Here is a 21766-nt window from a genome sequence, read left to right as displayed (position 1 = left end):
ATCTTCAGGATTTATGATCGACAAAACTTTTTCCTCCGATGGCGCATTAGGTAAAGCAATCAAAGGCTTTCAGCCTCGTCAGGCTCAGCTTGATATGGCGCGCGCTGTGGAAAAATCCATCAAAGAGCAGTCACAGCTTGTCGTTGAAGCCGGAACAGGAACAGGCAAGACGTTTGCTTATCTGGTTCCTGCTTTACTTAGCGGGAAAAAAACGATCATCAGCACCGGTTCCAAAAACCTTCAGGAACAGCTTTTTCACCGCGATCTCCCTTTAATGACTGATGCTCTTGGCTTCTATGGCAGTGTCGCGTTGCTGAAAGGGCGTTCGAACTATTTGTGTTTAGACAGATTAAGCCGCCAGATGGTGGAAAGTCACTCAGTAGAAGCGGACTCCACATTACTGTCTCAACTGGTGAAAGTGCGGAGCTGGGCGTCGGAGACCAAAAGTGGAGATCTGGGGGAGTGCAGTGATATTGCCGAAGACAGCCCTGTCATCCCTGACATCACCTCAACCAACGATAACTGCTTAGGCAAAGAATGCCCCAGTTATCAGGATTGCTTTGTGGTCAAAGCGCGCCAGAAAGCCATGGATTCCGATGTAGTGGTGGTGAACCACCACCTGTTTTTGGCAGACTTGGCGATCAAGGAAACCGGGTTTGGTGAACTGATCCCCGAGGCGGATGTGTTTGTGTTCGATGAAGCACACCAGATTCCAGATATCGCCAGCCAGTACTTTGGTTCATCGATCTCTAGCCGTCAAATTCAAGAATTATCCAAAGACATCGAAATCGGTTACCGCACTGAAGCCAAAGACATGAGGCAGTTGCAGAAAGTAGCAGATAGGCTTGTTCAGTCTGCCATGGACATGCGTTTAGTATTAGGAGAACCGGGTTTTCGAGGAAACTGGCGTGAAGCCATGAAATCCCCTTCTATTGAGCGTGAAACAACAAGGCTGATAGATGTGCTGGATTTAGCCATCGACGTACTAAAAGTTGCCTTGGGTCGAAGTGAGCTTCTGGACGCCGCGTTTGAAAGAGCCAATGCCATCAAAGCGCGCATTGAGCGAGTCTGTGAAGTGAGTATTACCGGGTATTCCTACTGGTTTGAATGCTCGCCAAGACATTTCTCGTTACACATTACGCCGCTTTCTGTTGCCGAAAAATTCCGAGAGCAGGTTGAGATGAAGCAGGGGGCGTGGATCTTCACGTCTGCAACGCTCGCTGTTCAGGATGATTTTAGCCATTTCACGCAAAGGCTAGGACTCGCGCCTTCTCAGCAATTCTCTTTACCTAGCCCGTTCGACTATGAGCAGCAAGCCAGGCTCTGTGTGCCAAGGTACTTACCTGAGCCCAATAGCCCCGGTATGGCGGATAAGCTCGCCAGAATGTTAGGACCCGTTATTGAGAAAAACGGCGGTCGATGCTTTTTTCTTTGCACCTCCCACAGTATGATGCGCGAGCTGGCGGAGCGGTTCCGGGAACAGCTTTCTATCCCTGTGTTGATGCAGGGAGAAACCACCAAGCAGAAACTATTAGCAGAGTACCTAGAACTCGGTAACGCTTTGCTGGTGGCGACTGGGGCATTCTGGGAAGGGATCGATGTGAGAGGCGACGCACTGAGCTGTGTTATCATCGACAAACTTCCTTTTACGGCACCAGATGACCCTTTACTTAAGGCTCGAATTGAAGATTGTCGGCTCAGCGGCGGCGAACCCTTCAATCAAGTTCAGATTCCAGATGCGGTGATTACCTTAAAACAGGGAGTCGGGCGTCTGATTCGAGATAAGAAAGATCAGGGGGCATTGATCATTTGCGATAACCGGCTGGTTACGCGTGATTACGGCGCAGTGTTCTTACGAAGCCTGCCGCCTATTCCAAGAACACGGGATTTAGGAATCATCAGTGAATTCCTTGAAGATATTGATTCATCCCAACAAGAAACAAATGAAAAACTTGAGGCGTAATGTGAGCGCAAAAATTCTAGCTTTAGACACCGCAACGGAAAACTGTTCTGTGGCACTGATAGTCGATGGTCAACTGTACGCAAGAAGCGAAGTTGCACCTCGTGACCACACCAAAAAAGTGCTGCCTATGGTAGATGAAGTACTAAAAGAAGCAGGGGTGATGCTTCAGGATCTGGACGCTTTGGCGTTCGGACGTGGACCGGGCAGTTTTACGGGTGTGCGAATTGGCATTGGTATTGCACAAGGTTTAGCATTCGGTGCGGATTTGCCTATGATTGGTGTATCAACCATGAAGGCTATGGCACAGGCGACTTACCGCGTGCATGGCAAAGCCTCAGCGGCAGTGGCTATCGATGCGCGAATGAGTGAAGTGTACTGGAGCCGCTATGTGCGTCAAGAAAGTGGCGAATGGACAGAACACGACGCCGAATGTGTGGTTCCACCTTCTGTACTGGCAGAAAACTTGACGGACGATGGTCAGATTTGGACGAAAGCGGGCACCGGTTGGGACGCTTACTCAGAAGAAATGAATGGATTACCCATTTCTACTGACGCTGGAGATGTGCTTTATCCAGATGCTCAGGACATGGTAGTACTGGCACAATTCGAATTCGCGAAAGGAAATAAGGTTCCAGTGGAGGAATCTAGCCCGGTTTATTTACGTGATAACGTGGCTTGGAAAAAGCTGCCGGGTAAAGAGTAAAAACGAGTATACCTGAGCTTGTTTTTCGGGCTCAGGTATAAAACCAAAGGACTTTTATGGCATCCATTAACGGTTTACCTCCAGTTGTTGTCCCCAATACCAACAAGACGCAAAAGCAGTCTAAGGTTAAGAAAAATGATGGGAAGCAACCTACAAGTCAACCTACTAAGGTTGCGGACGCCGTTGCCAAAACTATCCGCCATGTGAATGAGTCGGATATCCATAAAGCACAAATCCAATATGACCTACCTGAAGGGCGCTCTCGTCGGGCGATGGAAGAGTATATGGATGTGATGAACCAGGCTAAAAAAGAGGAACTTGCCCAGCTTTTGGGGGTTGATATCTATATTTGAATTTCAGACCGAATACCAACGTAACATCAAGTTACTTAGGTGTATCAGTTTGATATAGTTGATATCAGTCTTAATTGTCGGAGCATGTTATGTCAGTTCGCCGATCCCTTCTTATCCTATCCGCCCTTCTTATTTCTGCCTGTTCCAGCTTGCCAGAACAGCTCACAGCCCAATCTGAAAATGTGATTACCGATTACCCTACATTTGCGTCATCTTCTGAACAGAATGTGGATGTTCGCTTGGGCGGTTTGATTGCCAGTGTTACCAATTTGGAAAAGCAGTCTCGTATTGAAGTGGTAAACTTGCCCATCAGCAAAACTGGAAAACCAGACATCAGTACCGATGCCAATGGTCGCTTTGTCGCTTACGTTGAAGGGTTTGTCGATCCCGTTACCTTTGCTGAAGGTCGGGTGGTCACTGTAGTAGGTAAATCTCAACCGACAGAGAAAGGCAAAGTAGGGGAGTTTGAATATACATTCCCAGTGATGAATGCTTACGGAATGCATTTGTGGAAGGTTGAAGAGTCTGTGATCATTCATGACTTTGATACTTATCTGTACCCTTGCTACGGTATTCACTGCCGCTCAAGCCGACTGGGTTCCAGTAAGGCAAAAGTCATTCAAGAAGTGAAATGATGGAACAAACACAATACTGGCTGGATGAGCATCAGTGCATCACAGCCATTGAAATGGGTAATGCAAAAACGGCCGCTAAGACGGTCGTTTTTGTTCATGGCTGGATGGACAACGCCGCCAGTTTTATCTCAGTGATGGCGTCGATGCTCCAGTCAGAGCCAGACTGGCATTTGATTGCGATAGATTTGCCTGGGCACGGTCTTTCCAGCTCTAAGGGAGAGGACAACTTTTATCCTTTTCATGACTATATAGACGATCTTCACCGCACTTTGTTGAAACTTTCAGCGAATGAAGTGGTTTTGGTGGGGCATTCGCTTGGTGCATTAGTCACAAGTTGTTATAGTGCCGCGTTTCCTGAAAAGATCGCTGCTCTGGTCGAAATTGAAGGGTATGGTCCTCTGGCTGAAGAAGCAGAAAATGGTGTGAAAAGGCTGCGTTCTGGTATTGAAAGCCGTCTAAAGCATCGCGACAAACCCACCAAAAGCCTGTCAGATCCGGAAGATGCTGTCCGATTGCGTGCTGTGAGGGCACAAGTATCACAAGACCTTATTCGACCCTTGGTATACCGGGCTCTTGAGCAGGTTGAAGATCGTTGGTTCTGGCGACACGATGAAAAACTAAAATGCGACTCTCTGTACCGCATGTCAGCGCCGCATCGCCAGAATGTACTGGATAGCCTCAACTGCCCTCATCTGGTGATATTGGGTGAAAAAGGGTTCAGTAAATTAAAAAGTATGGATAAGAGCGGTCAACCAAACGAATTCTGGTTTACTGTTCCGGGCGGTCATCATTGCCATTTGGAGTGCTCAGATCAGGTCAGTCAATTGATTGTGGATTTGGTTAACAAAATTTAAACAAGTGTTTGATTAATTCGTATCACTATACGAATGACTGTGCTGTAATAGGTCGGTTCATTGGAGCCGTATATAACGGTGAGTCAAGTTTGAGGAGTTTATTTGTGGATAAAGTTTGGCTATCACGTTACCCGAGTGACGTACCAGAAACCATTGATCCGGATAGCTACCCATCACTGGTAGAGATGTTTGAGCAATCGGTACATAAATATGCCGACCAGCCTGCCTTCATGAATATGGGATCGGTGATGACCTTCCGTAAACTGGAAGAGCGAAGCCGAGCATTTGCTGCTTATTTACAAAATGAACTCAAGCTTCAGAAAGGCGACCGCGTCGCTATTATGATGCCGAACTTACTCCAATATCCGATTGCTCTGTTCGGTATTTTGCGTGCGGGTCTGATTGCAGTAAACGTAAACCCACTGTACACACCGCGCGAGTTAGAGCATCAGCTTAACGACTCTGGCGCAAAAGCCATCGTAATCGTATCGAACTTTGCCAATACGCTAGAGCAAGTGGTCGACAATACTCCAATTAAACACGTGATTTTGACTAGCTTGGGTCAGATGTTGCCGCGTGCGAAAGGAACATTGGTGGACTTCGTGGTCAAATACGTGAAAGGCATGGTGCCGAAATACGATTTGCCTAACGCGATTTCGTTCCGTAAGGCGATTCGCAAAGGTCGCCGAGAGCAATACGTGAAGCCATTTATGTCGGGAGATGATATTGCATTTCTGCAGTACACTGGCGGCACAACCGGCGTTGCTAAAGGTGCGGTGTTAACGCATCGCAATATGTTGGCTAACGTAATGCAGGCCAAAGGCGCATACGGACCAGTTCTGACGGAAGGTCGTGAGCTGGTGGTTACCGCGTTGCCGCTTTATCACATCTTCGCGCTGACAGTGAACTGCCTGCTGTTCATCGAACTTGGCGGTCGCAACTTAATGATCACCAATCCGCGTGACATTCCAGGTTTCATTAAAGAATTGCAAAAATACCCGTTTACGGCGATCACGGGCGTGAACACATTGTTCAATGCGTTAGTGAACAACGAAGACTTTAAAGAACTGGATTTCAGCCGCTTAAGCATTGCAGTGGGCGGTGGCATGGCAGTTCAGCGTGCTGTTGCCGACAAATGGAAAGAGATCACGGGTGGATTCCTGTTGGAAGGCTACGGTCTGACCGAATGTGCACCACTTGTGGCAGCAAACCCGCATGATTCAACTGAATACAGCGGTGCAATTGGTTTGCCTGTGCCTTCTACTGACGTTCGAATTGTAGACGATGAAGGTCAGGTACTTGCGAATGATCAGGTAGGCGAGCTACAGGTTCGCGGACCACAGGTGATGCAGGGTTACTGGCAACGCCCTGAAGCGACAAAAGACGTGATTGATCAGGATGGCTGGCTTTCTACTGGCGACATTGTGAAGTTCGATGAAAACGGCTTCCTGCATATCGTGGACCGAAAGAAAGACATGATCCTGGTTTCTGGCTTTAACGTATACCCGAACGAAATCGAAGATGTGGTTTCTTTGCACGGTAAAGTGCTTGAAGTGGCAGCAATCGGTGAGCCGCATGAAGTGTCTGGTGAAGTAGTGAAGATTTGTGTTGTGAAGCGCGATCCTAGCCTGACCAAGGAAGAATTGATTGGTCACTGCCGTGAACACCTGACTGGCTACAAGATTCCAAGAGTGGTTGAATTCCGCGATGACTTACCGAAAACCAACGTCGGTAAAATTCTGAGAAGAGCGCTTCGTGAAGAAAATCAGGAGAATGCCTCAGCCTAAGTCGGTTGAAAGCTCAGCATAAATTCTCTTTGAGTGTTAAAATGTCAGCAATTGCTGGCATTTTTTATGCTTGTTGGTAACCCAACCACTCTTTGACCTGATGAATGGTTTGGGTATATCCAGAATGATAAATAAGAGAATAAAGTGAACTACCAAATAGTCGATACAAAAGAAGCATTGGAAGCTGTTTGTTTAGCTGCGCGCGACGCCGATACTGTGATGCTGGATACCGAGTTTGTCCGAACCCGCACTTTTTACCCTCAGCTTGGCTTAATTCAGCTATTTGATGGTAATGTGCTTTCCCTCATTGATCCTACTGTCATTTCCGACATGACATCGTTTGTTGACCTTCTGAAAGACACGTCAGTGCTGAAAGTGCTTCATGCCTGCGGAGAAGATTTAGAAGTGTTTGCTCACGTGTTTGGCACCATTCCAGTACCTATGATGGACACACAAATCATGGCTGCGTTTTTAGGTCACGGTTTGTCGACTGGGTTCGCGGCATTGGTGAAAGAGTACTTAGGTGTCGAGCTGGATAAAAGCGAAGCCAGAACCGACTGGTTAGCAAGACCTTTAACGGACAAGCAATTGGAATATGCAGCAGCCGATGTGCATTATTTGCTGCCAATGTATGAAAAGCTGGAAGCTGCGGTAAAAGACGCAGGCTGGTGGGAAGCCGCTCAGCAGGAATCGGATCTGATTGCATCTAAACGCGTGGTTACCCATAACCCAGAGAAAGCCTATCTGGACATTAAAGGTGCCTGGCAGCTCAGACCAAACCAGCTCGCCATCCTTAAAATTCTGGCTCAGTGGCGTTTAGAAGAAGCGTTAAAACGCGACTTGGCGCTGAACTTTGTCTTTCGCGAGCAAAACCTGTGGGCATGCGCTCGATTTGGCATCAAGGGCTTGAAGCAAATGGAGCAGCAAGGTTTTGATCATCGCGAAATTCGCCGCCATGGCAATACTGTAATTTCCATGGTGAAAAAGGGTGAACAGGTGCCACAAGATGAGCACCCAGATGTGATTGAGAGACTGATGGATAAGCCGGGTTACAAGCAGCTATTCAAACAGCTGAAAGACGAAGTCAAAAAAGCGTCTCAAAAAAGCGGATTAGCGACGGAGTTCCTGGCGTCGAAAAAACAGATCAATCAGCTAATCAGTTGGGTATGGAAGAAAGACAGAAATCCAGCCAGCGTGCCAGACGTAATGCAAGGGTGGAGAAAAGAGCTCTTTGGAGAGCGTCTGGATAAGCTTGTATGATATAAAGGCTTCAAAAATAAGTCAGATTAATAGAAAAAATCCAATCGGTTATCGATTGGATTTTTTGGCTATTGAAGCAATGTTTTAAGTGCTCTTAATGGCTTGTTGGCCACATTTGAGTCCACTCAAGAGATTCCATGCTGTCTTCAATGGTATCTGGCGTGGTCGAGAAAAAGTCCAGCCCAGTCTGACTTTCAACTTCATCGATGGTCGCAATAAAGCTTTCGAGTTCTGCGCCCGTCACCTCTTGATGAGGAACAATAAAGGCAATCGCTTCATCGTGGTTCGGATCGAGGATCACTTTGTAAAACGCACTAGGTATGATGACGCCATCACCGATAATGCTTTCTCCACCTTGGTAGATTGGACCTGTGACCACGTACAGTTCCTGGTATTCGTTTGCTAAATCGCGGACATGTTCCTCCAGTATTCTCCAGCCATTTCGGTTAAACCCAGGTAACTGTGGAGACATGTTGCTCATCAGAAAGCTTTGCAGCATGGACTGTCGAGTAAAGTCCATCGTCGCAGAGGGCGCAAGGTGACCTCTGTCGTACCCAGAACCTCGATAATCAGCCAGAGTGGAACGGGCATATTCTGGTAACTCCTGATCGGCTTTGAATGCGTTTTTGCGTTTAATGGACACATTCACGCCGTCTGCGGTGATGTGGTATGCCACCCAGTCTGCGTTTTTGGTGTTGTAGTTGTAGCCCACCGCATAGCCGTCACGACACAGAATTTGATCGCTTTGAGCTGACGGTAATCCTTTCTCAAGATGTTTGGCGCACGTTTGCGCGAATGTTGGGAACGAAAGGATGGCAGTGATAGAGAGCAGGAAAAGTGTTTTCATTATTTTTTATCTCCGTTATTAGGAGAATTAAAAATAACGAAATCTATCAATAAGACTGTGAATCCGGTTCTAAACTAATCAGTACTTTGTAAGATAAGGCTAGCCAAGTGTTTAGCTTGTGAATGAAACGGATTACACAACAGGTTTTATAAACGTATTTAATTGACTCGAAATGCAGCTTAATTCTTAGAAAAGCGGATATCTTGCAGATTAAATCCGAGCTCCATGTCTGTTTTAAGAGCAGAGATCTGCTTGCAAATCTTTGCGGACTCGAAATGCTCGTCAAACTTCTTCCGGTATTTTGCCGGGAGGTCTTCCGATGCATCGGCTGTTTCGATATCAGGGTATAGGTTCAGAATTTCTTTCGCTGCTTTAGGACCGATCCCCGGAATGCCTGGAACCTGGCTGGAACTGACGCCAGCTAGCCCCCAGTAATCGGCGAGTTGTTCCGGCTTTACACCGAATTCGTTTTCGATAAAAGGCGCATCCAGCCAGCGATGCTGAAAGTAATCCCGAATTTGCAGGGTAGGGGAAAGCAGTTGGCAATACCCTTTATCCGTCGACACAATGGTGACTTTTTCACCGTGGTTCGCCACCTTACACGCCAAAGTTGCGACCAGATCATCCGCTTCATCACCGTCTGAAAGTAAAGAATCGATCCCTAACTGCCACCAGGCTTCCTGAATTGCATCCAGCCCATTCAACAGAGGCTCCGGCATGGGTTTGCGATTCTCTTTGTATGTGGGAAGAATATCCGCTCGCCACCCTCGGTTTTGTAAGTGGTGATCGAATACGGCGATGATATGGGTAGGCTTTGCTTCAGACAAAATGCGATTCAGGGTCTTGCCAGTGGTTTCGATGGTGCGGGCGATATCGTTTGGATCGGGCTGCGCAGAATGAACTCTTCGGATTAAGTTAAGCGCATCAATGATGACAAGATGAATCGACATTTTTGAATTCTAAAGAAAAAGGGGCGTATGCCCCTTAGTGTATTGGAATCGGTGGATGTTGACCATAGAGGAAGGACGCTAGTGGTCAGATAGCGCAATCTTGTAGCATGGAATGTATTCCGAACCCGGAAGCTTCATTCGTTGCTGTTCGACAAAATCCGCCAGTAAACGGTCCATTTTCTTCATCAAAGTCGGATCGCCATCGATAACAAAAGGTCCTTTGCGTTTTATTTCCCGGATACCTTCTGCTTTGACATTACCTGCAACGATGCCCGAGAAAGCCTGACGAAGTTTTGCTGCCAGAACTTCTGGCTTCTGATTGAGATGTAAATCCAGATTGGCCATATTGTCGTGTGTCGGTTCAAATGGCAGTTGGAATTCCGGTTCAATTTTCAGTGACCAGTTGTAGCTGTAGGCATCGCCCGTTTCTTTACGGTGTTCACGAACTTCCGGCATCGCTTCTTTAATGATTCGCGCTGCTTTCTCTGGATCCCCAATGACGATTTGATAGCGGCTTTGCGCCTCTTCACCTAGTGTGTCCCCGATAAATTTATCAATGGATCGGAAGTAAGCTTCGCTTTCTTTCGGTCCAGTTAATACGATCGGCATCGGCTGATCGACGTTTTCCGGATGCAACATGATCCCCAAAATGTAAAGCAGCTCTTCTGCGGTTCCAGCACCACCTGGGAATATCACAATTCCATGAGCCATGCGCACAAACGCTTCTAAACGTTTTTCGATATCCGGCATGATGATGAGCTCATTCACTATTGGGTTAGGCGGCTCAGCAGCAATAATAGAAGGTTCGGTTAAGCCAATATAACGCTGGGCATCGTAACGTTGCTTAGCGTGCCCAATAGCGGCACCTTTCATTGGTCCTTCCATTGCTCCGGGACCACACCCAGTACAGATGTTGAGTTCTCGCAATCCGAGCTCATGACCCACTTCACGTGTGTATTGGTACTCGATTGGATTGATAGAGTGACCACCCCAGCACACCACTAGGTTAGGATCGATACCCGGATGAAGCGCGCCAGCATTACGCAAAATACCAAAGACTAGGTTGGTAATGTGAGTTGCGTTAGTCAGGTTCAGGCGCTGATTGTCCGCGAGATGCATATTGACGTAGACGATGTCTCGCAACACAGAAAAAAGGTGTTCCTGAATACCCGTAATAATGGTGCCGTCGACGAATGCATGATCGGGCGGGTTATTGAGTTCCAGTTTGATGCCGCGCTCGCGGCGCATGACACTCACGTCGAATGACTTGTATTTATCAAGCAGCTCTTCGGAATTGTCAGTGTGGCTGCCGGAATTGAGAACTGCGAGGCTGCAATTTCTGTAGAGTTGATAAAGCTCGCTAGAGGCGGTTTTTTTTAGACGTTCTACTTCGATCTGAGACAGCAAATCCATGCTGCCTGCAGGGCTGATATGAGTAATCATAGGCTCCTCCTTTGGGCAGAAAGTCTTTGTTTTTGTTAATTTCTCTACCCTGTCATTTCACCTTACACAGGAATTGGCGGTTTCGCCACCCGGATTTAGCGAATAATTGAGCAATTTGTGGGGTAAGTCTTTGTTACAAGGAGGAATATGCGGGGGCTTACAGCCAGACGAGTTGGTTTGGACCTGTGCGCTTGGCATTTTTCAGACCAAGCTGCAGTCTTTCCAGTACTTCTTCAGGGGTGTCGGTATCACTGAAGATCGCACAAACCGCTGAGGCGGTAATGGTGATGCTTTGATCGCGGAACTTAAATGGAAGTTTGGCAATCTGTGCCTGAATTTTTTGTGTCACAGCATGGGTTTCTGCGTCGACCTGATCAGGAAGCAGCACTAAGAACTCCTCACCAGAGAAACGGGCAACGGTGTCGGTGTCTTTTACGGCTTTCTTAATGGTTCGGGCAATGATTTTCAGTGCCTTGTCACCAGCGCTGTATCCGAAGCTGTCGTTGAGGGTTTTGAAGTTATCAATATCGAGCAACAGAATGCGAAAAGAGTGTTGAGCCCGAATCCATCTGCGATATTCCAGTTCCAGTTTATCTGCCAGAGCTGCACGGTTATAAACCTTCGTGAGGGGATCAAGCAGTAAGCGCTGAGCCTGATCTTGCAGCCTTCTGCGGTAGTCCTGAGTGACTTCCTGAAGTGCTTCAAGTTGATTGTGGCTGTAGCTCAAACGCTCGGTTAAGGCTTGTTCGCGCTTCTCAATATGTTGCAATCTTTCTGTGAGAGAACCTATCTGATCAAGCAAAGGAGCAATCGCCCCTTTCAGTTGTTCTACATCCAAATCCGAGTCGAGGCTGGTTTTGCCTTGGGAAACCAGTTCATTGATCTCAAAATGCATCATCTTACGATGTTCAGAGTAAGACAGGCTCTGTTCAATATTCTGAGATGTGTTCTTTATTGCCGTATTCAGCGAACTGTTGACTTGATCAAGGAATTGTTCGGACGTTTTTCGCTCGAAATGTGTACCTTGAATAACGAGTTTGAGAATTTGAAGAATCAACTCGAATAATTCATTAGGCGGCACGCCAATGAGAAGTTTTGCTCTGATGTCGGTAAGTAATTCGCCCGATTCACCATCAAAATCCAGTTCGGTTATCAGGTTTTGCAATTCTTCAGACAGACGATCAAAAATTTCCTGGTCGACTGCTTTTTCAAGATTCAGGTTATTACGGGAATTTGACGCCATAATTTTAGTGGCGCGCTCGTAAATACCGAGAAGACGAATAGCCTGATCGATTTCTTGAGTGAGTTTTTTACTAGGGAAGTGAAGCAGATTTCGCAGATCACGTTTTAATTGTGCAGGCAGACCTGGAATGCGCTGCAACGTTTCTCCGCTATGTTTAATTCGCTCGTCTAAGTGAATTGTCTTTTTTTCCATGGTCACCGTGTTTTGCTTCAGCATTCTCTCTATGACGACAAGCTTGGGTATTAACTTAGTGACATCTTGATGTTGTTCTAGGTCTTTCTTTAAACCTGTTAAACCCCTATCAAGATCTTGGTTATTACCTTGGCATGCATCACTTAGATTAGCAACTATACGCTTAAGAACGTTTTGCTCTCTTTTAAATTTAAAAAGAGAATCTCGATGCGAAAGACGAGCATGATCTAACTTGCATTTCAATTCATGCAATTCGTCTTTCAACTCTTGCTCAAGAGCATCCAAATCATTCATAAAAAGCAGGTGCCAAAAAACCGCGATGGCGAAAACAGTTATTCGATAATAACAAAAAACAAAATAAGGTCACTTTAATCAGTGGTTAAGTGCTCACTTATCACTCGGATAGTGTCAATTTTTTGATGTCATCCTCATTTTGGCACGACGATTGGACTTTTATTAACCCTTGGTTTAATGCTTGCTTACATGCAAGCCTAATATTATCCGTCGCAAAACTCGCTGCTGGGGCATTTTCAATTGCTCTTAAATAGACCCACTGGCTCTCATCGCTATTTTTTTCTATTCCGCGGGCCAAGTTTGTTGATAGTAATAATATATCTATCAGCTCTTGATCATTTATCGCGGTATATGCTCTTGGCAAGAATGGATAATCTGCCATACCTATGTGAACTTTGCGCGATATTTTTCTTTCTGGCTCAAATTCTGAGATCCAGCTGCAAATCTTATCGAACATATGTTGCGGTTCGACGGTAGTCTTAGTATTGGGCTCTACATAAAGAAACATGGCGTCAGAAAAGTGATAGAGACGAGAGGGTTTCTCGATTTTTGACTTTATAAAATCGCCAAAGGATTTTTCGAGCTCCAGCCCTGACTGATAGCCTAATTCAAGGTAGGTGTTACGGAGAAATGGCAGGTCAAACATCACGAACCTCAAACGATCGCTGAAAGGTTCATTGATAAGCTCACCCAATTGCCACTGTTCGTAAGTTGCGCTACTTCTGGCTAATGAGTTTTGCAATTTCTTATTCAACAGTCTCAAGTTTCTAAGACCCGAACGCGCGTGTGTATATAAATCTTGTCGCAGACTTTTTACTTCATTTTTTAGTTTGTCAATAATGTAACCACGACGCAAAACAAATAGAACCAGCAGTACCGTAATTATAAATAAACCAAATGCTGTGTTCTGAAATTTTCGAAATTCTTGCTGAGCGATTTTTAGCTCACCTTCCAATCCTTTGTAGTGTAAAGATTGTTCAATGATGTCTTTTTGCTGCTTTAATACGTCTTCGTTTATTTCATTCAGACGTTTTTGTTGGTTGGCGTTCAGTATCGAAAATTTCTTCAGCGCATTTAATGATTCAATAAATTCTCCATTTTGCTCATATGCAGCGGATAGCACCCGATAAGATTGTAATAAAATAAAGTTATCGGATAAATCTTGACCTATTGCGAGTGCATTTCGAGCATTTGATAATGCTTTTGCAGTTTGTTCTTGTTGCAGTGCCAAACTGGCAGTAAGTAATAATGTGCGCGCTTTTAATGGTTTTATTTGGGTGTAATTGACAAGGTTTTTGGCTTTGTCTAAATATTGCTCAGCTAACGTGAAGTTGAACAGTTGTAAATAAGTATCAGCAATGCTTAATCTTAATTCAATCACATCGTGAATATCACGAGCGAAGTATTCATGATCGAGTACGTTAAAATATCTTACAAGTGCGAGATTGTATTTCCCTTGGAGAAAATAAATATCCGCCATCTGCTTTAAAACGTCGCCAAGTACCAGCGATTGTTCAAAATTTCGATAGAAATCGGCAGCTCGGGATAAATGCTCTAACGCTTTGTCTAACACCTGACGTTGCTTAAAAAGCTGTGCAAGTTGGTAGTTTGCTTTGGCTAATTCCTGGCTTTGATCTTTTTCAATGGCCATCCAATAGCCGGTAAGCAATTCTGTTAAAGCAAGATCGTACGATTTATATCGTAAGTAATGTTTTCCCACTTCAATGTGGTAATTAATGATGGTGTCAATTTTGGTTACTTTCGCCAATATTTCAGACGCTGTTTTGTATTCCAGTTCAGCATCTACTCGGTTGCCATTAACAGAAGCGATTTCGCCTTTGATCATCGCCAGTCGATATTGCAGGCTAGTGACCAAGCTTGAGGAAGTCATTGGTTGCAATAATGCTTGCTCAATTCTTTGAACTATAGGAAAGACTTTTTTCAAATCATTGGTTTGCAACCAGAGAAGCTCAGCCCGCATAAGCTGAGTTTCAAGTGCAATCAACGGCAGATCATAGTTGCCTGCGAGCCGTTCTGCGTTTTCTAAGTGAAGGAACGCGGTTCTGGGGTCGCCAAGTAACAACTCGGAATGAGCGAGTATTTGCAGGGCATCTATACTGCTGCTTGGTGTTCTCAGAGAGTTGTCGGTGTCTTCCCGTGGCAACGCGGAAGGACCTTTAGGCGAAGCATCAGTCAGCTTACGCTGACTGAGAAACTTGGTGGCAATTTGCTTGGATTTTTTCGGGTCGATCTCCACCAAATTGGCGGCATCACTGAGAATGGGCGATGTGTAGATTTTTGCCAATGCGGTCTGACTTTGCAGAAAAATAGCAAAAAATAGCGCAGACCAACCAAAAAATTTCATTCCTTTGTACTCCAGGCTTTGGCTTATTTTATTGTCTTGCGAGTCTCAGGTTGTTGTCCGGCTTCGACTGTTCCGTTGAGCGGTAAGGATTGATGTCCAATCCGCCACGTCTCGTGTATCGGGCAAATACCGTCAGAGAAGTTGGGGCGCAATACTTCTGAATATCCGTGAAGATGCGTTCTACACATTGTTCGTGGAATTCATTGTGCTCTCGGAAAGAAACCAGGTATCGGAGTAAAGCTTCGCGATCGATACGACTTCCAGTGTACTCGATCGAAACGCTTCCCCAGTCGGGCTGATTTGTGATCAAACAGTTGGACTTAAGCAGGTTACTGACCAGCGTTTCGGTGACCATCTCGTCTGACGATGCGTCGCGCAGTAGCTCAGGGTCAAATTCGTAACTTTCGATTTTTATGTCCTGGTTATCGATGCATTCGCCTTGCAAGCTGACAATAGGTTGGTTGTCATAATGTGAAACGGGATTAATGACAACTTCAACAGGTTCACCTGCACATTCAGACAAATCTTTAACTAAAGAAGCCTGTACCTGCTCCCAGCTATCAAATTGAGTCTGGTTGTAGCTGTTCAGGTAAAGCTTGAATGACTTGGATTCAACAAGGTTAGGGCTGGTAGCAGGTAACATCACTTCACCTACCGCCACTTGAGGAAGCCCGCTACGATTCAACCAGGACAGCTCATAGAGCGTCCAGATATCCACACCAACAAACGGTAGCTCACCGGTAAGTTGAATGTCGTCACGGTTCAGGCTTCGGGGAACGCCTTGCAACAGGGAAGGGTCGTATTGGCTGCTGTACTCTGTTTTCTGACCCAGAGTTAAACCAGCCAGCTCTTCGGCGTTCGAATATTTGCTCATACTTACTTTAAAAGATCGATTAGAATACCCCGAAGTTTACTTAATCCCTCTTATTCTGTCATCCGTCAAGGTACAGGACAGAAGATATCCAGGAGCAATCAATGTCTCAAAATGTTGCACACGCCTTAAAGTCTTTCAGCGAACGCTACCTTTCGCAGTGGAATGAAGAACGTTCTAGTTTCCCTCAAAGTGAAGAGCTGGCAGGTATTCCTTCACCATGTATTGAGAAACAAGGTGAAGACTATGTGGAGTGGCGACCTGTGTATCGTGACAGCTGGGCTGATTTCACCAATGTAGAAAATGGCATCGAGCTCACATTGCATGAAGACATTAAAGCGTTTTATAGCTGTCAGTTTTGCGGGGACATGGAGGCACTTTGGGATGGAAAGCCTCTTACGTTACTTCAGGTGTGGAGCGAAGAAGACTTCGTTCGTTTGCAGGAAAACATTCTTGGTCATCTGGTCATGCAGCGTCGCCTTAAACTGAAACCCACCGTTTTTATTGGCTCTACGTCAGCAGAAATGGACGTTATCTCCATATGCAACATCACTGGTGAAGTCATCTTTGAACGCCTTGGAACGTCACAGCGTGACATTTTGGCTCCGTCCGTTGAGGAATTCTTGTCTCAGCTAACCCCTGTTGTGGAGCAAGAATAAACCATGTACATCACTGAGCTTTCATTTGAAGTGTACCGTGATACCTCCATGGGAGAGGTAGAAAAGGCGATCAACTACGTTTTGGATTGCTTAAGATATAACGGGCAAGTGCTAGGACGTGAACTTCCCGTACATATGGATGGTGCCGTCTTTACTGCTCGCGTAGTCTGCCCGGAATCAAACAGCTTACACCCAGACTTTCATAGTGCGCAGGTAAAACACGCCATCAGTCAGCTAGCCGACTTTGGATTGCTGCAACCTAAAGTTCGGGTACTGGGTGAGGATATGAATTCGGACCCCAGTGCAGATACCATTGAGAGAGAATGGCAGATTTTGTATACCAGCTATTTGCACACCTGCTCTCCAATTCGATGTGGTGAGCAGTTTCAGCCAGTTCCATTGTATCGGTTACCCCCGGTTGCGAATGGTGACCAGAAGCAGATCATTAAATGGCAGGAAGACTGGAGCGCGTGTGACCAGCTTCAGATGAATGGCTCTGTAGTAGAGCATCCTTCCTTGTACGAAATTTCATCCAGCAAGAGCTTACTGTTTCGACGTGGGTGGGATTTATGCCGACGTCTCAAAGTAGTGAGCGGAATTCCGACTTATCTATACATCTACCGTGTTGGTGGCAAAAGCAAAGAAGAAGAGTTAGCAAGAAAGTGCCCGACTTGTGGTGGTGACTGGAAGCTGGCAGAGCCTATTCACGGTGTCTTCGACTTTAAGTGCGATGAATGCATGTTGGTGAGCAATTTGTCGTGGGATTTTAAAGACTAAGTAGGTTGGGGGAGCGGGAATTGATTCACCGCTCCTTAGCTTTACTTTAGTATGTTCAGATCACTTACTTTTAGCGATGATTCTGTCTAAGTGATTGGCAAATTCACGCCTTTCAGTTTGAGAAAGAGCAGCCGGTCCGCCCGTCTGAATTCCACTGGATCGAATGGTATCCATAAAATCTCGAATGTTAAGCCGCGCTTTAATGGTATCCCGAGTGTAAAGTTCCCCTCTTGGGCTGAGTGCCTGCCCGTTTTTCTGTATTACCTCATCGGCTAACGGGATATCCGAGGTAATCACCAGATCGCCCTCTTCCACTCGCTGGACTATTTCATTATCGGCAATATCGAAGCCGCTCGATACCTGAAGCATATGGATGTTGTTACGTTTAGGAAGAGGAATACTGTGGTTAGCCACAAAAGTGGTGGTTATCCCTGTTCGCTCAGCAGCCCGTGTTAATGTTTCGCGGATAACCTTCGGGCAGGCGTCCGCATCTACCCATATCTTCATTCTGCTGATTTCTCCAGTGCTTCTAGTCTTTTCGTTAACTCAGCAACCTGTGCTTCTAATGCTGCAATACGGGCATCACTGGACGCCTCTTTTACACCTACTTCCACTTTCGGTACTCGCGCAGAGGCTTTCCAGCTTTTGATTGTGGCGATGATGGCTGGCATGGGAACTGTCGATTTTAATCTTGCTTTGACAAGCGCCACAGTGGGCTCTTTTCCCTGATCAGCGAGAGACTGAATAACGGCTTCTAGTTCGGCAGTGATGTCCTGAGTTTTCATGTCGGATTCCTTAAAATTTCTGAGCTAATGATATATCTAATTGGTCATGGCGAGAAGTGTGCGCCAGCACGTATTTTTCTTTGAGTCTTTTGTTAGTGGCTCTAGTTATTTGCTCATTAGCTTGTGAGAGATCTCTTACAAGCTGTGTAGGAGATGTTTGCTTTTAATATTAGGGAATCATTGAGTTGAATTTCTATCTTATTGTTCTTAAATAATTATTTAATTTATGCGATTTATTCTCAAATAAAAATGTGAGCCAGTTAAGTTGTTCGAATTCGAGATAAACGTAATCTGTTCCCTGTCGGAAGGATTCTGACACGGAACAGGAAACAACCACGGACTGGTTATCTTCAGGAAGAAGATTTGGTTATTCAGGATGAATGATCAGCATGGAGCGAACGGACATTGAATGGACTCAATCGTTATCAGGAAGATGACGACTAAGGAAAGACGATGGACACCTCAGGACTGAGGCAGGGAACAAACATCAGGATGATGTAAGGGACACCGCTCAAGGAACAAGTGAGTGCGCTAATCAGGAAGGTTAGCAGATCAGGATAGGATCATGGACACCGCTAGGATGGCGATGAAAGGATTAAGCTGAAGGACACAGCATACTATCAAGGATTTGATGCATGGAGCACCTATAGTAGCCGGATTGCTGCGAGTAAGACTACAGCCCCGATACGAAAGTATCGGGGCTTTTCTTTTGTCCGAAAATTGTGACTTATCTTGAGTTCAGGTTACTTACATCCGGTAAGGGGGAATGTCGAAGTGGCTTGCGTGGAACCCCACCATAGTCAGCTCCCCGATGTAGTAATCGTCTCCAAGTGACGAAAATTCAAACTGATACACCGTATGCCAGCCAATTTTGCCCGATTTATGGCGAAATCTATGCCCTTTGAACGACACCGAGAGTACTTGGATTTCAAGTTGTTTACAGCGATGTGCCACCATTTGCTTTGCCAGCTCTGACTGCCTTCTTTGTTGCCAGAAGAGTAAGCAGAACAGAGTCACCAATATAATTGCGAACAGATTTCCTATCATTATTCAGTCCTTTGAACCACTTACTGAGAGCGAGTACTTTGCTGTAATTTGATGAGAGCGTCAGCCAGCTCTGGTGAAGGAGCATTGTGAAGCAGCGGAAGCAATACCATTCTTAATTCAGGAAGCATAACTAAGTCAGCAAAAAGCTGGTTAAATAGCCCTTGGTTGCCTGTTTGCGCCAGTCTCAACAAAAATTGACCTGCACGGTTGGTATCCGCTAAAGCCGCCCAGCTTCTTCCTGCTAGTCCAATGAGGACTTCCTGGTGGCTTAGCCTTGGGCTTTTTAACACTTCATCGACCACTTTGTTCAGTGAATCAACGGATCCTGAAAGTGCCCGGACAAGCGCTGAGAGTAAGAAAAGGTCAGGGTTATCCGAATGACACTGTTCCAGCGCTTTTTCTTCCAGCGTGGTGCCTAACTTCTCTGGCAAGTCACAATGTTCAAGGACACCAAGTAGTGCATAAAGCGGTTCATTAGGCAGATTCCTGATGGCTTTTCTTAGCATCACACCATTTTGTTCGGCATTCAGGCGCGCGCAAATATCTGCGATACCCTGAAGACCAATGGTTTGCCAGTTTTCCCAACCCAATCCACCAGTGAAGTAGTGTTGAGCATGCTCGTAGTATTGGCTGGTTGGCATGGTCAGAGAAGCACGTACCTGACTATGGAATACCGCCATTTTGTCTTCCGAAGGTTTGAAGGTGTATGGGTTTTGCGAAAGCTTGTCCTGTTGCTCTTCACTTAGCTCTCCACCCAAACGTGTCCCCATGGCTTCAATGACGTATTTAATGAAATTGCCGATGTCTGACTGCTTGAGCAATCCACGTTCATCCAAATCAAATTTTAGAAACCAGATCCACGGTTGTTTCGCCTCGTTCCAATAAGCAATAGCAAGGTGGGCTTTTCTCTGCATTGGATACGGGTAAGCATGCTGACCTACCTCGGCCTTTGAGAAAGCCTGAGGGTCGATTTGAGTGATGCGTCGTCCCAAGTCAAAGACCTGGTATTCACAATGACTGTTGGTCAGGAGTTGGGTAAGAGTATGAATGGTATCCATGGACTAGCTTGTTATCCTATATGTCTTTAGCCAATAGATGGTACTCTATGGGCAATTTTCAAGGTCCACCGAATCGAAATTCATGAATACCGTTCAAATCTCGACACATATCGAGAATCTGAAAAGTGCACTTCAACAACAAGCGTTATGGGAAAGCACACCACCATCTTTTCAGGCACTGTCTAGTGACCAGCCTTTTGCGTATGACACTTTAGAGCCGCATCAATGGCTTCAGTGGGTGTTTATTGTCCGTATTGAAGCGTTGATTCTTACGGGGCAGACGTTACCAACCGGGTTTGAGTTGTCCCCCTATTTTGAAGAAGTCTGGAAAGACGATGAGAGTAAAGCAAAAGTGTTAGCAGCTGTTTCAGCCATCGATAAGGCGTTTTCATCGTGTTAGAGATTTTATTTCAAGATGAGTATCTGGTCGTGGTCAATAAACCTGCCGGAATGCTGGTGCATCGCTCATGGCTCGACAAACACGAAACCCAATTCGTGATGCAAACACTGCGTGATCAGATTGGTCAACATGTGTTTCCTCTGCATCGCCTGGACAGACCGACCTCCGGAGTGCTGGTGTTCGCGCTTTCAGGTGAAGTAGCGTCTGAAGTATCCCCGATGTTTGCCAATCACGATATGCAGAAGACTTATCACGCTATTATTCGAGGCTGGATTGAAGAAGGGGATACGCTAGATTATCCGCTTAAAGAAGAGCTGGATAAAATCGCCGATAAGTTTGCTGATAAAGATAAGGAAGCTCAGAGCGCGATAACCGAGTATCTTCCTCTTGGTAAAGTGGAAGTGCCACATTCCACCGGGCGTTTTCCAACGACGCGATACGGTTTGGTGGAAATGAAACCCATAACGGGTCGCAAGCATCAGTTGCGCCGCCATATGGCACACTTAAGGCACCCAATCGTTGGAGACACTTCTCACGGAGACGGTAAGCACAATCGATTATTCCGGGAGCATTACGAGTCGCACCGTTTACTGCTTCACGCGTCTGAACTGGAATTTGTTCATCCATTCACTAGTGAGCCTCTTGTGTTAAAGGCACCATTTGATGAAGTGTGGAACAGGCTGCTTTCAGAGTTTGGCTGGAAAACGCTTTTTGAGAAAAAGGGATAAAAACCTTAGCTTGGGATAAAAACAGAAAAGGGAGCTAGGCTCCCTTTTTTAATTCACTAAATTGAATTGCTATTTAAGCTTTTCCAGATCCGCTTCGATCTCAGCGATCTTACTGGATACGACTTTTTCTAGGTGTCTTAAATCCGACAGGATTTTCTCTTTCACGTCCACTTCGACCAGTTTTTCTGGCTTCGTAATGGTGTTCAGTTCATCAATCACCAAAGTAAGGTTACGGTTAATTTCAGTGACTTCTTTGTACTGGTGGCTGCCACTGTCGACCAGAACATTCTTGCGTTGCCTTGGGTATTTAAACTTAACGCTTTTGGCAAATAGCTCGCCTTTCTGTTTTTTGAAATAAATCTTAAGTACGTCTTTTTGCGCTTCCTGGCGTAAGGAGTAACGTTCGATCTGTTTTGGGTCCTGAATACCTAATCCAGTGAGGTTTGGATACATAGAGCACCTCGTGATAGCCGTTGAATGGTAGTGCCAACCCTTTTGTTCAATTGGAGTAAAGAACATCGACGGTTGGTTGAGTACTGTTCAACTTTAGCA

At 45.8% G+C, this 21766-nt stretch carries 22 protein-coding genes; 11 read left to right on the top strand and 11 right to left on the bottom strand.

The window, feature by feature from the left end; genetic code table 11:
• Positions 1–13 precede the first annotated feature (13 nt).
• The 7 genes from INR79_RS13215 (at position 14) to rnd (ending at position 7555) form a co-directional block, all read left to right on the top strand.
• A complete protein-coding gene (locus INR79_RS13215) occupies positions 14–1963 on the top strand; it encodes an ATP-dependent DNA helicase (RefSeq protein WP_200766833.1) in 1950 nt (649 codons plus the stop codon).
• Position 1964: 1 nt separating this feature from the next.
• Positions 1965–2666: a tRNA (adenosine(37)-N6)-threonylcarbamoyltransferase complex dimerization subunit type 1 TsaB gene (tsaB, locus tag INR79_RS13210; RefSeq protein ID WP_223094615.1), complete on the top strand. Its 702-nt coding sequence runs from the start codon at positions 1965–1967 to the stop codon at positions 2664–2666.
• A gap of 56 nt (positions 2667–2722) precedes the next feature.
• Positions 2723–3019: a hypothetical protein gene (locus INR79_RS13205; protein ID WP_022551301.1), complete on the top strand. Its 297-nt coding sequence runs from the start codon at positions 2723–2725 to the stop codon at positions 3017–3019.
• Between the two features lie 89 nt (positions 3020–3108).
• Positions 3109–3654 (top strand): Slp family lipoprotein, encoded by a 546-nt coding sequence (locus INR79_RS13200; protein ID WP_004407431.1) that lies wholly within the window; start codon positions 3109–3111, stop codon positions 3652–3654.
• Positions 3654–4508 (top strand): alpha/beta fold hydrolase, encoded by an 855-nt coding sequence (locus INR79_RS13195; protein WP_223097019.1) that lies wholly within the window; start codon positions 3654–3656, stop codon positions 4506–4508. Before INR79_RS13200 ends, INR79_RS13195 begins: the two co-directional genes overlap by 1 nt.
• Before the next feature lie 104 nt (positions 4509–4612).
• Entirely contained in the window at positions 4613–6295 is a 1683-nt protein-coding gene (gene fadD / locus INR79_RS13190) for a long-chain-fatty-acid--CoA ligase FadD (RefSeq protein ID WP_223094613.1), read from the top strand.
• 144 nt (positions 6296–6439) lie between these two features.
• Entirely contained in the window at positions 6440–7555 is a 1116-nt protein-coding gene (gene rnd / locus INR79_RS13185) for a ribonuclease D (RefSeq protein WP_022589976.1), read from the top strand.
• 94 nt (positions 7556–7649) lie between these two features.
• On the opposite strand, the gene INR79_RS13180 is transcribed toward rnd, so the two are convergent.
• From INR79_RS13180 to queF, 6 genes are all read right to left on the bottom strand, one after another.
• Positions 7650–8402, bottom strand: coding sequence for a DNA/RNA non-specific endonuclease (locus INR79_RS13180; protein WP_223094612.1), 753 nt, complete (start codon positions 8400–8402; stop codon positions 7650–7652).
• 179 nt (positions 8403–8581) lie between these two features.
• Positions 8582–9352, bottom strand: a complete 771-nt coding sequence (gene xni, locus INR79_RS13175; RefSeq protein WP_223094610.1) for a flap endonuclease Xni — start codon at positions 9350–9352, stop codon at positions 8582–8584.
• Positions 9353–9430: 78 nt separating this feature from the next.
• The gene (gene ppnN, locus INR79_RS13170; RefSeq protein WP_022551297.1) at positions 9431–10795 is read right to left on the bottom strand and encodes a nucleotide 5'-monophosphate nucleosidase PpnN; all 1365 of its coding nucleotides are present in this window, start codon (positions 10793–10795) and stop codon (positions 9431–9433) included.
• Between the two features lie 157 nt (positions 10796–10952).
• Complete coding sequence (locus INR79_RS13165) at positions 10953–12524, bottom strand: GGDEF domain-containing protein (RefSeq protein WP_004399385.1); 1572 nt, start codon at positions 12522–12524, stop codon at positions 10953–10955.
• A 100-nt stretch (positions 12525–12624) separates the two neighbouring features.
• Complete coding sequence (locus INR79_RS13160; protein WP_223094608.1) at positions 12625–14889, bottom strand: tetratricopeptide repeat protein; 2265 nt, start codon at positions 14887–14889, stop codon at positions 12625–12627.
• A gap of 28 nt (positions 14890–14917) precedes the next feature.
• The gene (gene queF / locus INR79_RS13155) at positions 14918–15763 is read right to left on the bottom strand and encodes an NADPH-dependent 7-cyano-7-deazaguanine reductase QueF (RefSeq protein WP_045966421.1); all 846 of its coding nucleotides are present in this window, start codon (positions 15761–15763) and stop codon (positions 14918–14920) included.
• Between the two features lie 101 nt (positions 15764–15864).
• Between queF and syd the strand changes: the two genes are divergently transcribed.
• Both syd and INR79_RS13145 read left to right on the top strand, forming a co-directional pair.
• A complete protein-coding gene (gene syd / locus INR79_RS13150; protein WP_022551293.1) occupies positions 15865–16419 on the top strand; it encodes a SecY-interacting protein in 555 nt (184 codons plus the stop codon).
• 3 nt (positions 16420–16422) lie between these two features.
• Positions 16423–17196, top strand: coding sequence for a Zn-ribbon-containing protein (locus tag INR79_RS13145; RefSeq protein ID WP_223094606.1), 774 nt, complete (start codon positions 16423–16425; stop codon positions 17194–17196).
• A 60-nt stretch (positions 17197–17256) separates the two neighbouring features.
• Here the strand turns inward: INR79_RS13145 and INR79_RS13140 are convergent, their stop codons facing one another.
• The 4 genes from INR79_RS13140 to INR79_RS13125 form a co-directional block, all read right to left on the bottom strand.
• Positions 17257–17703 carry a YaiI/YqxD family protein gene (locus tag INR79_RS13140; protein WP_223094604.1) on the bottom strand — a complete coding sequence of 149 codons (447 nt, stop codon included), beginning with the start codon at positions 17701–17703 and terminating at the stop codon, positions 17257–17259.
• Positions 17700–17981 carry a hypothetical protein gene (locus INR79_RS13135; RefSeq protein WP_022597542.1) on the bottom strand — a complete coding sequence of 94 codons (282 nt, stop codon included), beginning with the start codon at positions 17979–17981 and terminating at the stop codon, positions 17700–17702. The genes INR79_RS13140 and INR79_RS13135 overlap by 4 nt, the downstream gene beginning before the upstream one ends.
• 747 nt (positions 17982–18728) lie before the next feature.
• Complete coding sequence (locus tag INR79_RS13130; RefSeq protein ID WP_004399378.1) at positions 18729–19028, bottom strand: DUF3301 domain-containing protein; 300 nt, start codon at positions 19026–19028, stop codon at positions 18729–18731.
• 20 nt (positions 19029–19048) lie between these two features.
• Positions 19049–20086: a DUF3549 family protein gene (locus INR79_RS13125; protein WP_223094602.1), complete on the bottom strand. Its 1038-nt coding sequence runs from the start codon at positions 20084–20086 to the stop codon at positions 19049–19051.
• An 82-nt stretch (positions 20087–20168) separates the two neighbouring features.
• Here INR79_RS13125 and INR79_RS13120 point away from each other — a divergent pair, with 82 nt between their 5' ends.
• Both INR79_RS13120 and truC read left to right on the top strand, forming a co-directional pair.
• Positions 20169–20486 (top strand): YqcC family protein, encoded by a 318-nt coding sequence (locus INR79_RS13120; RefSeq protein ID WP_223094600.1) that lies wholly within the window; start codon positions 20169–20171, stop codon positions 20484–20486.
• A complete protein-coding gene (truC, locus tag INR79_RS13115) occupies positions 20480–21214 on the top strand; it encodes a tRNA pseudouridine(65) synthase TruC (RefSeq protein ID WP_223094598.1) in 735 nt (244 codons plus the stop codon). The genes INR79_RS13120 and truC overlap by 7 nt, the downstream gene beginning before the upstream one ends.
• Positions 21215–21283: 69 nt before the next feature.
• Here truC and INR79_RS13110 read toward each other — a convergent pair whose 3' ends face one another.
• Entirely contained in the window at positions 21284–21667 is a 384-nt protein-coding gene (locus tag INR79_RS13110) for a DUF3461 family protein (RefSeq protein ID WP_004399373.1), read from the bottom strand.
• Positions 21668–21766 lie beyond the last annotated feature (99 nt).

This window comes from Vibrio sp. SCSIO 43132, assembly GCF_019904195.1.
GTDB lineage: Bacteria > Pseudomonadota > Gammaproteobacteria > Enterobacterales > Vibrionaceae > Vibrio > Vibrio nigripulchritudo.
The sequence above is the reverse complement of the archived record's forward strand: the minus strand, read 5'-3'. Positions and strand labels throughout refer to the sequence as shown.

What these genes read in the sequence shown, in the direction of transcription:
- INR79_RS13145 (WP_223094606.1), top strand. Translation starts at nt 16,423, where the DNA reads ATGTACATCACTGAGCTTTCATTTGAAGTGTACCGTGATACCTCCATG.
- queF (WP_045966421.1), bottom strand. Translation starts at nt 15,763, where the DNA reads ATGAGCAAATATTCGAACGCCGAAGAGCTGGCTGGTTTAACTCTGGGT.
- INR79_RS13160 (WP_223094608.1), bottom strand. Translation starts at nt 14,889, where the DNA reads ATGAAATTTTTTGGTTGGTCTGCGCTATTTTTTGCTATTTTTCTGCAA.
- syd (WP_022551293.1), top strand. Translation starts at nt 15,865, where the DNA reads ATGTCTCAAAATGTTGCACACGCCTTAAAGTCTTTCAGCGAACGCTAC.
- INR79_RS13130 (WP_004399378.1), bottom strand. Translation starts at nt 19,028, where the DNA reads ATGATAGGAAATCTGTTCGCAATTATATTGGTGACTCTGTTCTGCTTA.
- INR79_RS13205 (WP_022551301.1), top strand. Translation starts at nt 2,723, where the DNA reads ATGGCATCCATTAACGGTTTACCTCCAGTTGTTGTCCCCAATACCAAC.
- INR79_RS13125 (WP_223094602.1), bottom strand. Translation starts at nt 20,086, where the DNA reads ATGGATACCATTCATACTCTTACCCAACTCCTGACCAACAGTCATTGT.
- INR79_RS13200 (WP_004407431.1), top strand. Translation starts at nt 3,109, where the DNA reads ATGTCAGTTCGCCGATCCCTTCTTATCCTATCCGCCCTTCTTATTTCT.
- xni (WP_223094610.1), bottom strand. Translation starts at nt 9,352, where the DNA reads ATGTCGATTCATCTTGTCATCATTGATGCGCTTAACTTAATCCGAAGA.
- INR79_RS13140 (WP_223094604.1), bottom strand. Translation starts at nt 17,703, where the DNA reads ATGAAGATATGGGTAGATGCGGACGCCTGCCCGAAGGTTATCCGCGAA.
- INR79_RS13195 (WP_223097019.1), top strand. Translation starts at nt 3,654, where the DNA reads ATGGAACAAACACAATACTGGCTGGATGAGCATCAGTGCATCACAGCC.
- INR79_RS13215 (WP_200766833.1), top strand. Translation starts at nt 14, where the DNA reads ATGATCGACAAAACTTTTTCCTCCGATGGCGCATTAGGTAAAGCAATC.
- INR79_RS13165 (WP_004399385.1), bottom strand. Translation starts at nt 12,524, where the DNA reads ATGAATGATTTGGATGCTCTTGAGCAAGAGTTGAAAGACGAATTGCAT.
- INR79_RS13180 (WP_223094612.1), bottom strand. Translation starts at nt 8,402, where the DNA reads ATGAAAACACTTTTCCTGCTCTCTATCACTGCCATCCTTTCGTTCCCA.
- INR79_RS13120 (WP_223094600.1), top strand. Translation starts at nt 20,169, where the DNA reads ATGAATACCGTTCAAATCTCGACACATATCGAGAATCTGAAAAGTGCA.
- INR79_RS13110 (WP_004399373.1), bottom strand. Translation starts at nt 21,667, where the DNA reads ATGTATCCAAACCTCACTGGATTAGGTATTCAGGACCCAAAACAGATC.
- ppnN (WP_022551297.1), bottom strand. Translation starts at nt 10,795, where the DNA reads ATGATTACTCATATCAGCCCTGCAGGCAGCATGGATTTGCTGTCTCAG.
- INR79_RS13135 (WP_022597542.1), bottom strand. Translation starts at nt 17,981, where the DNA reads ATGAAAACTCAGGACATCACTGCCGAACTAGAAGCCGTTATTCAGTCT.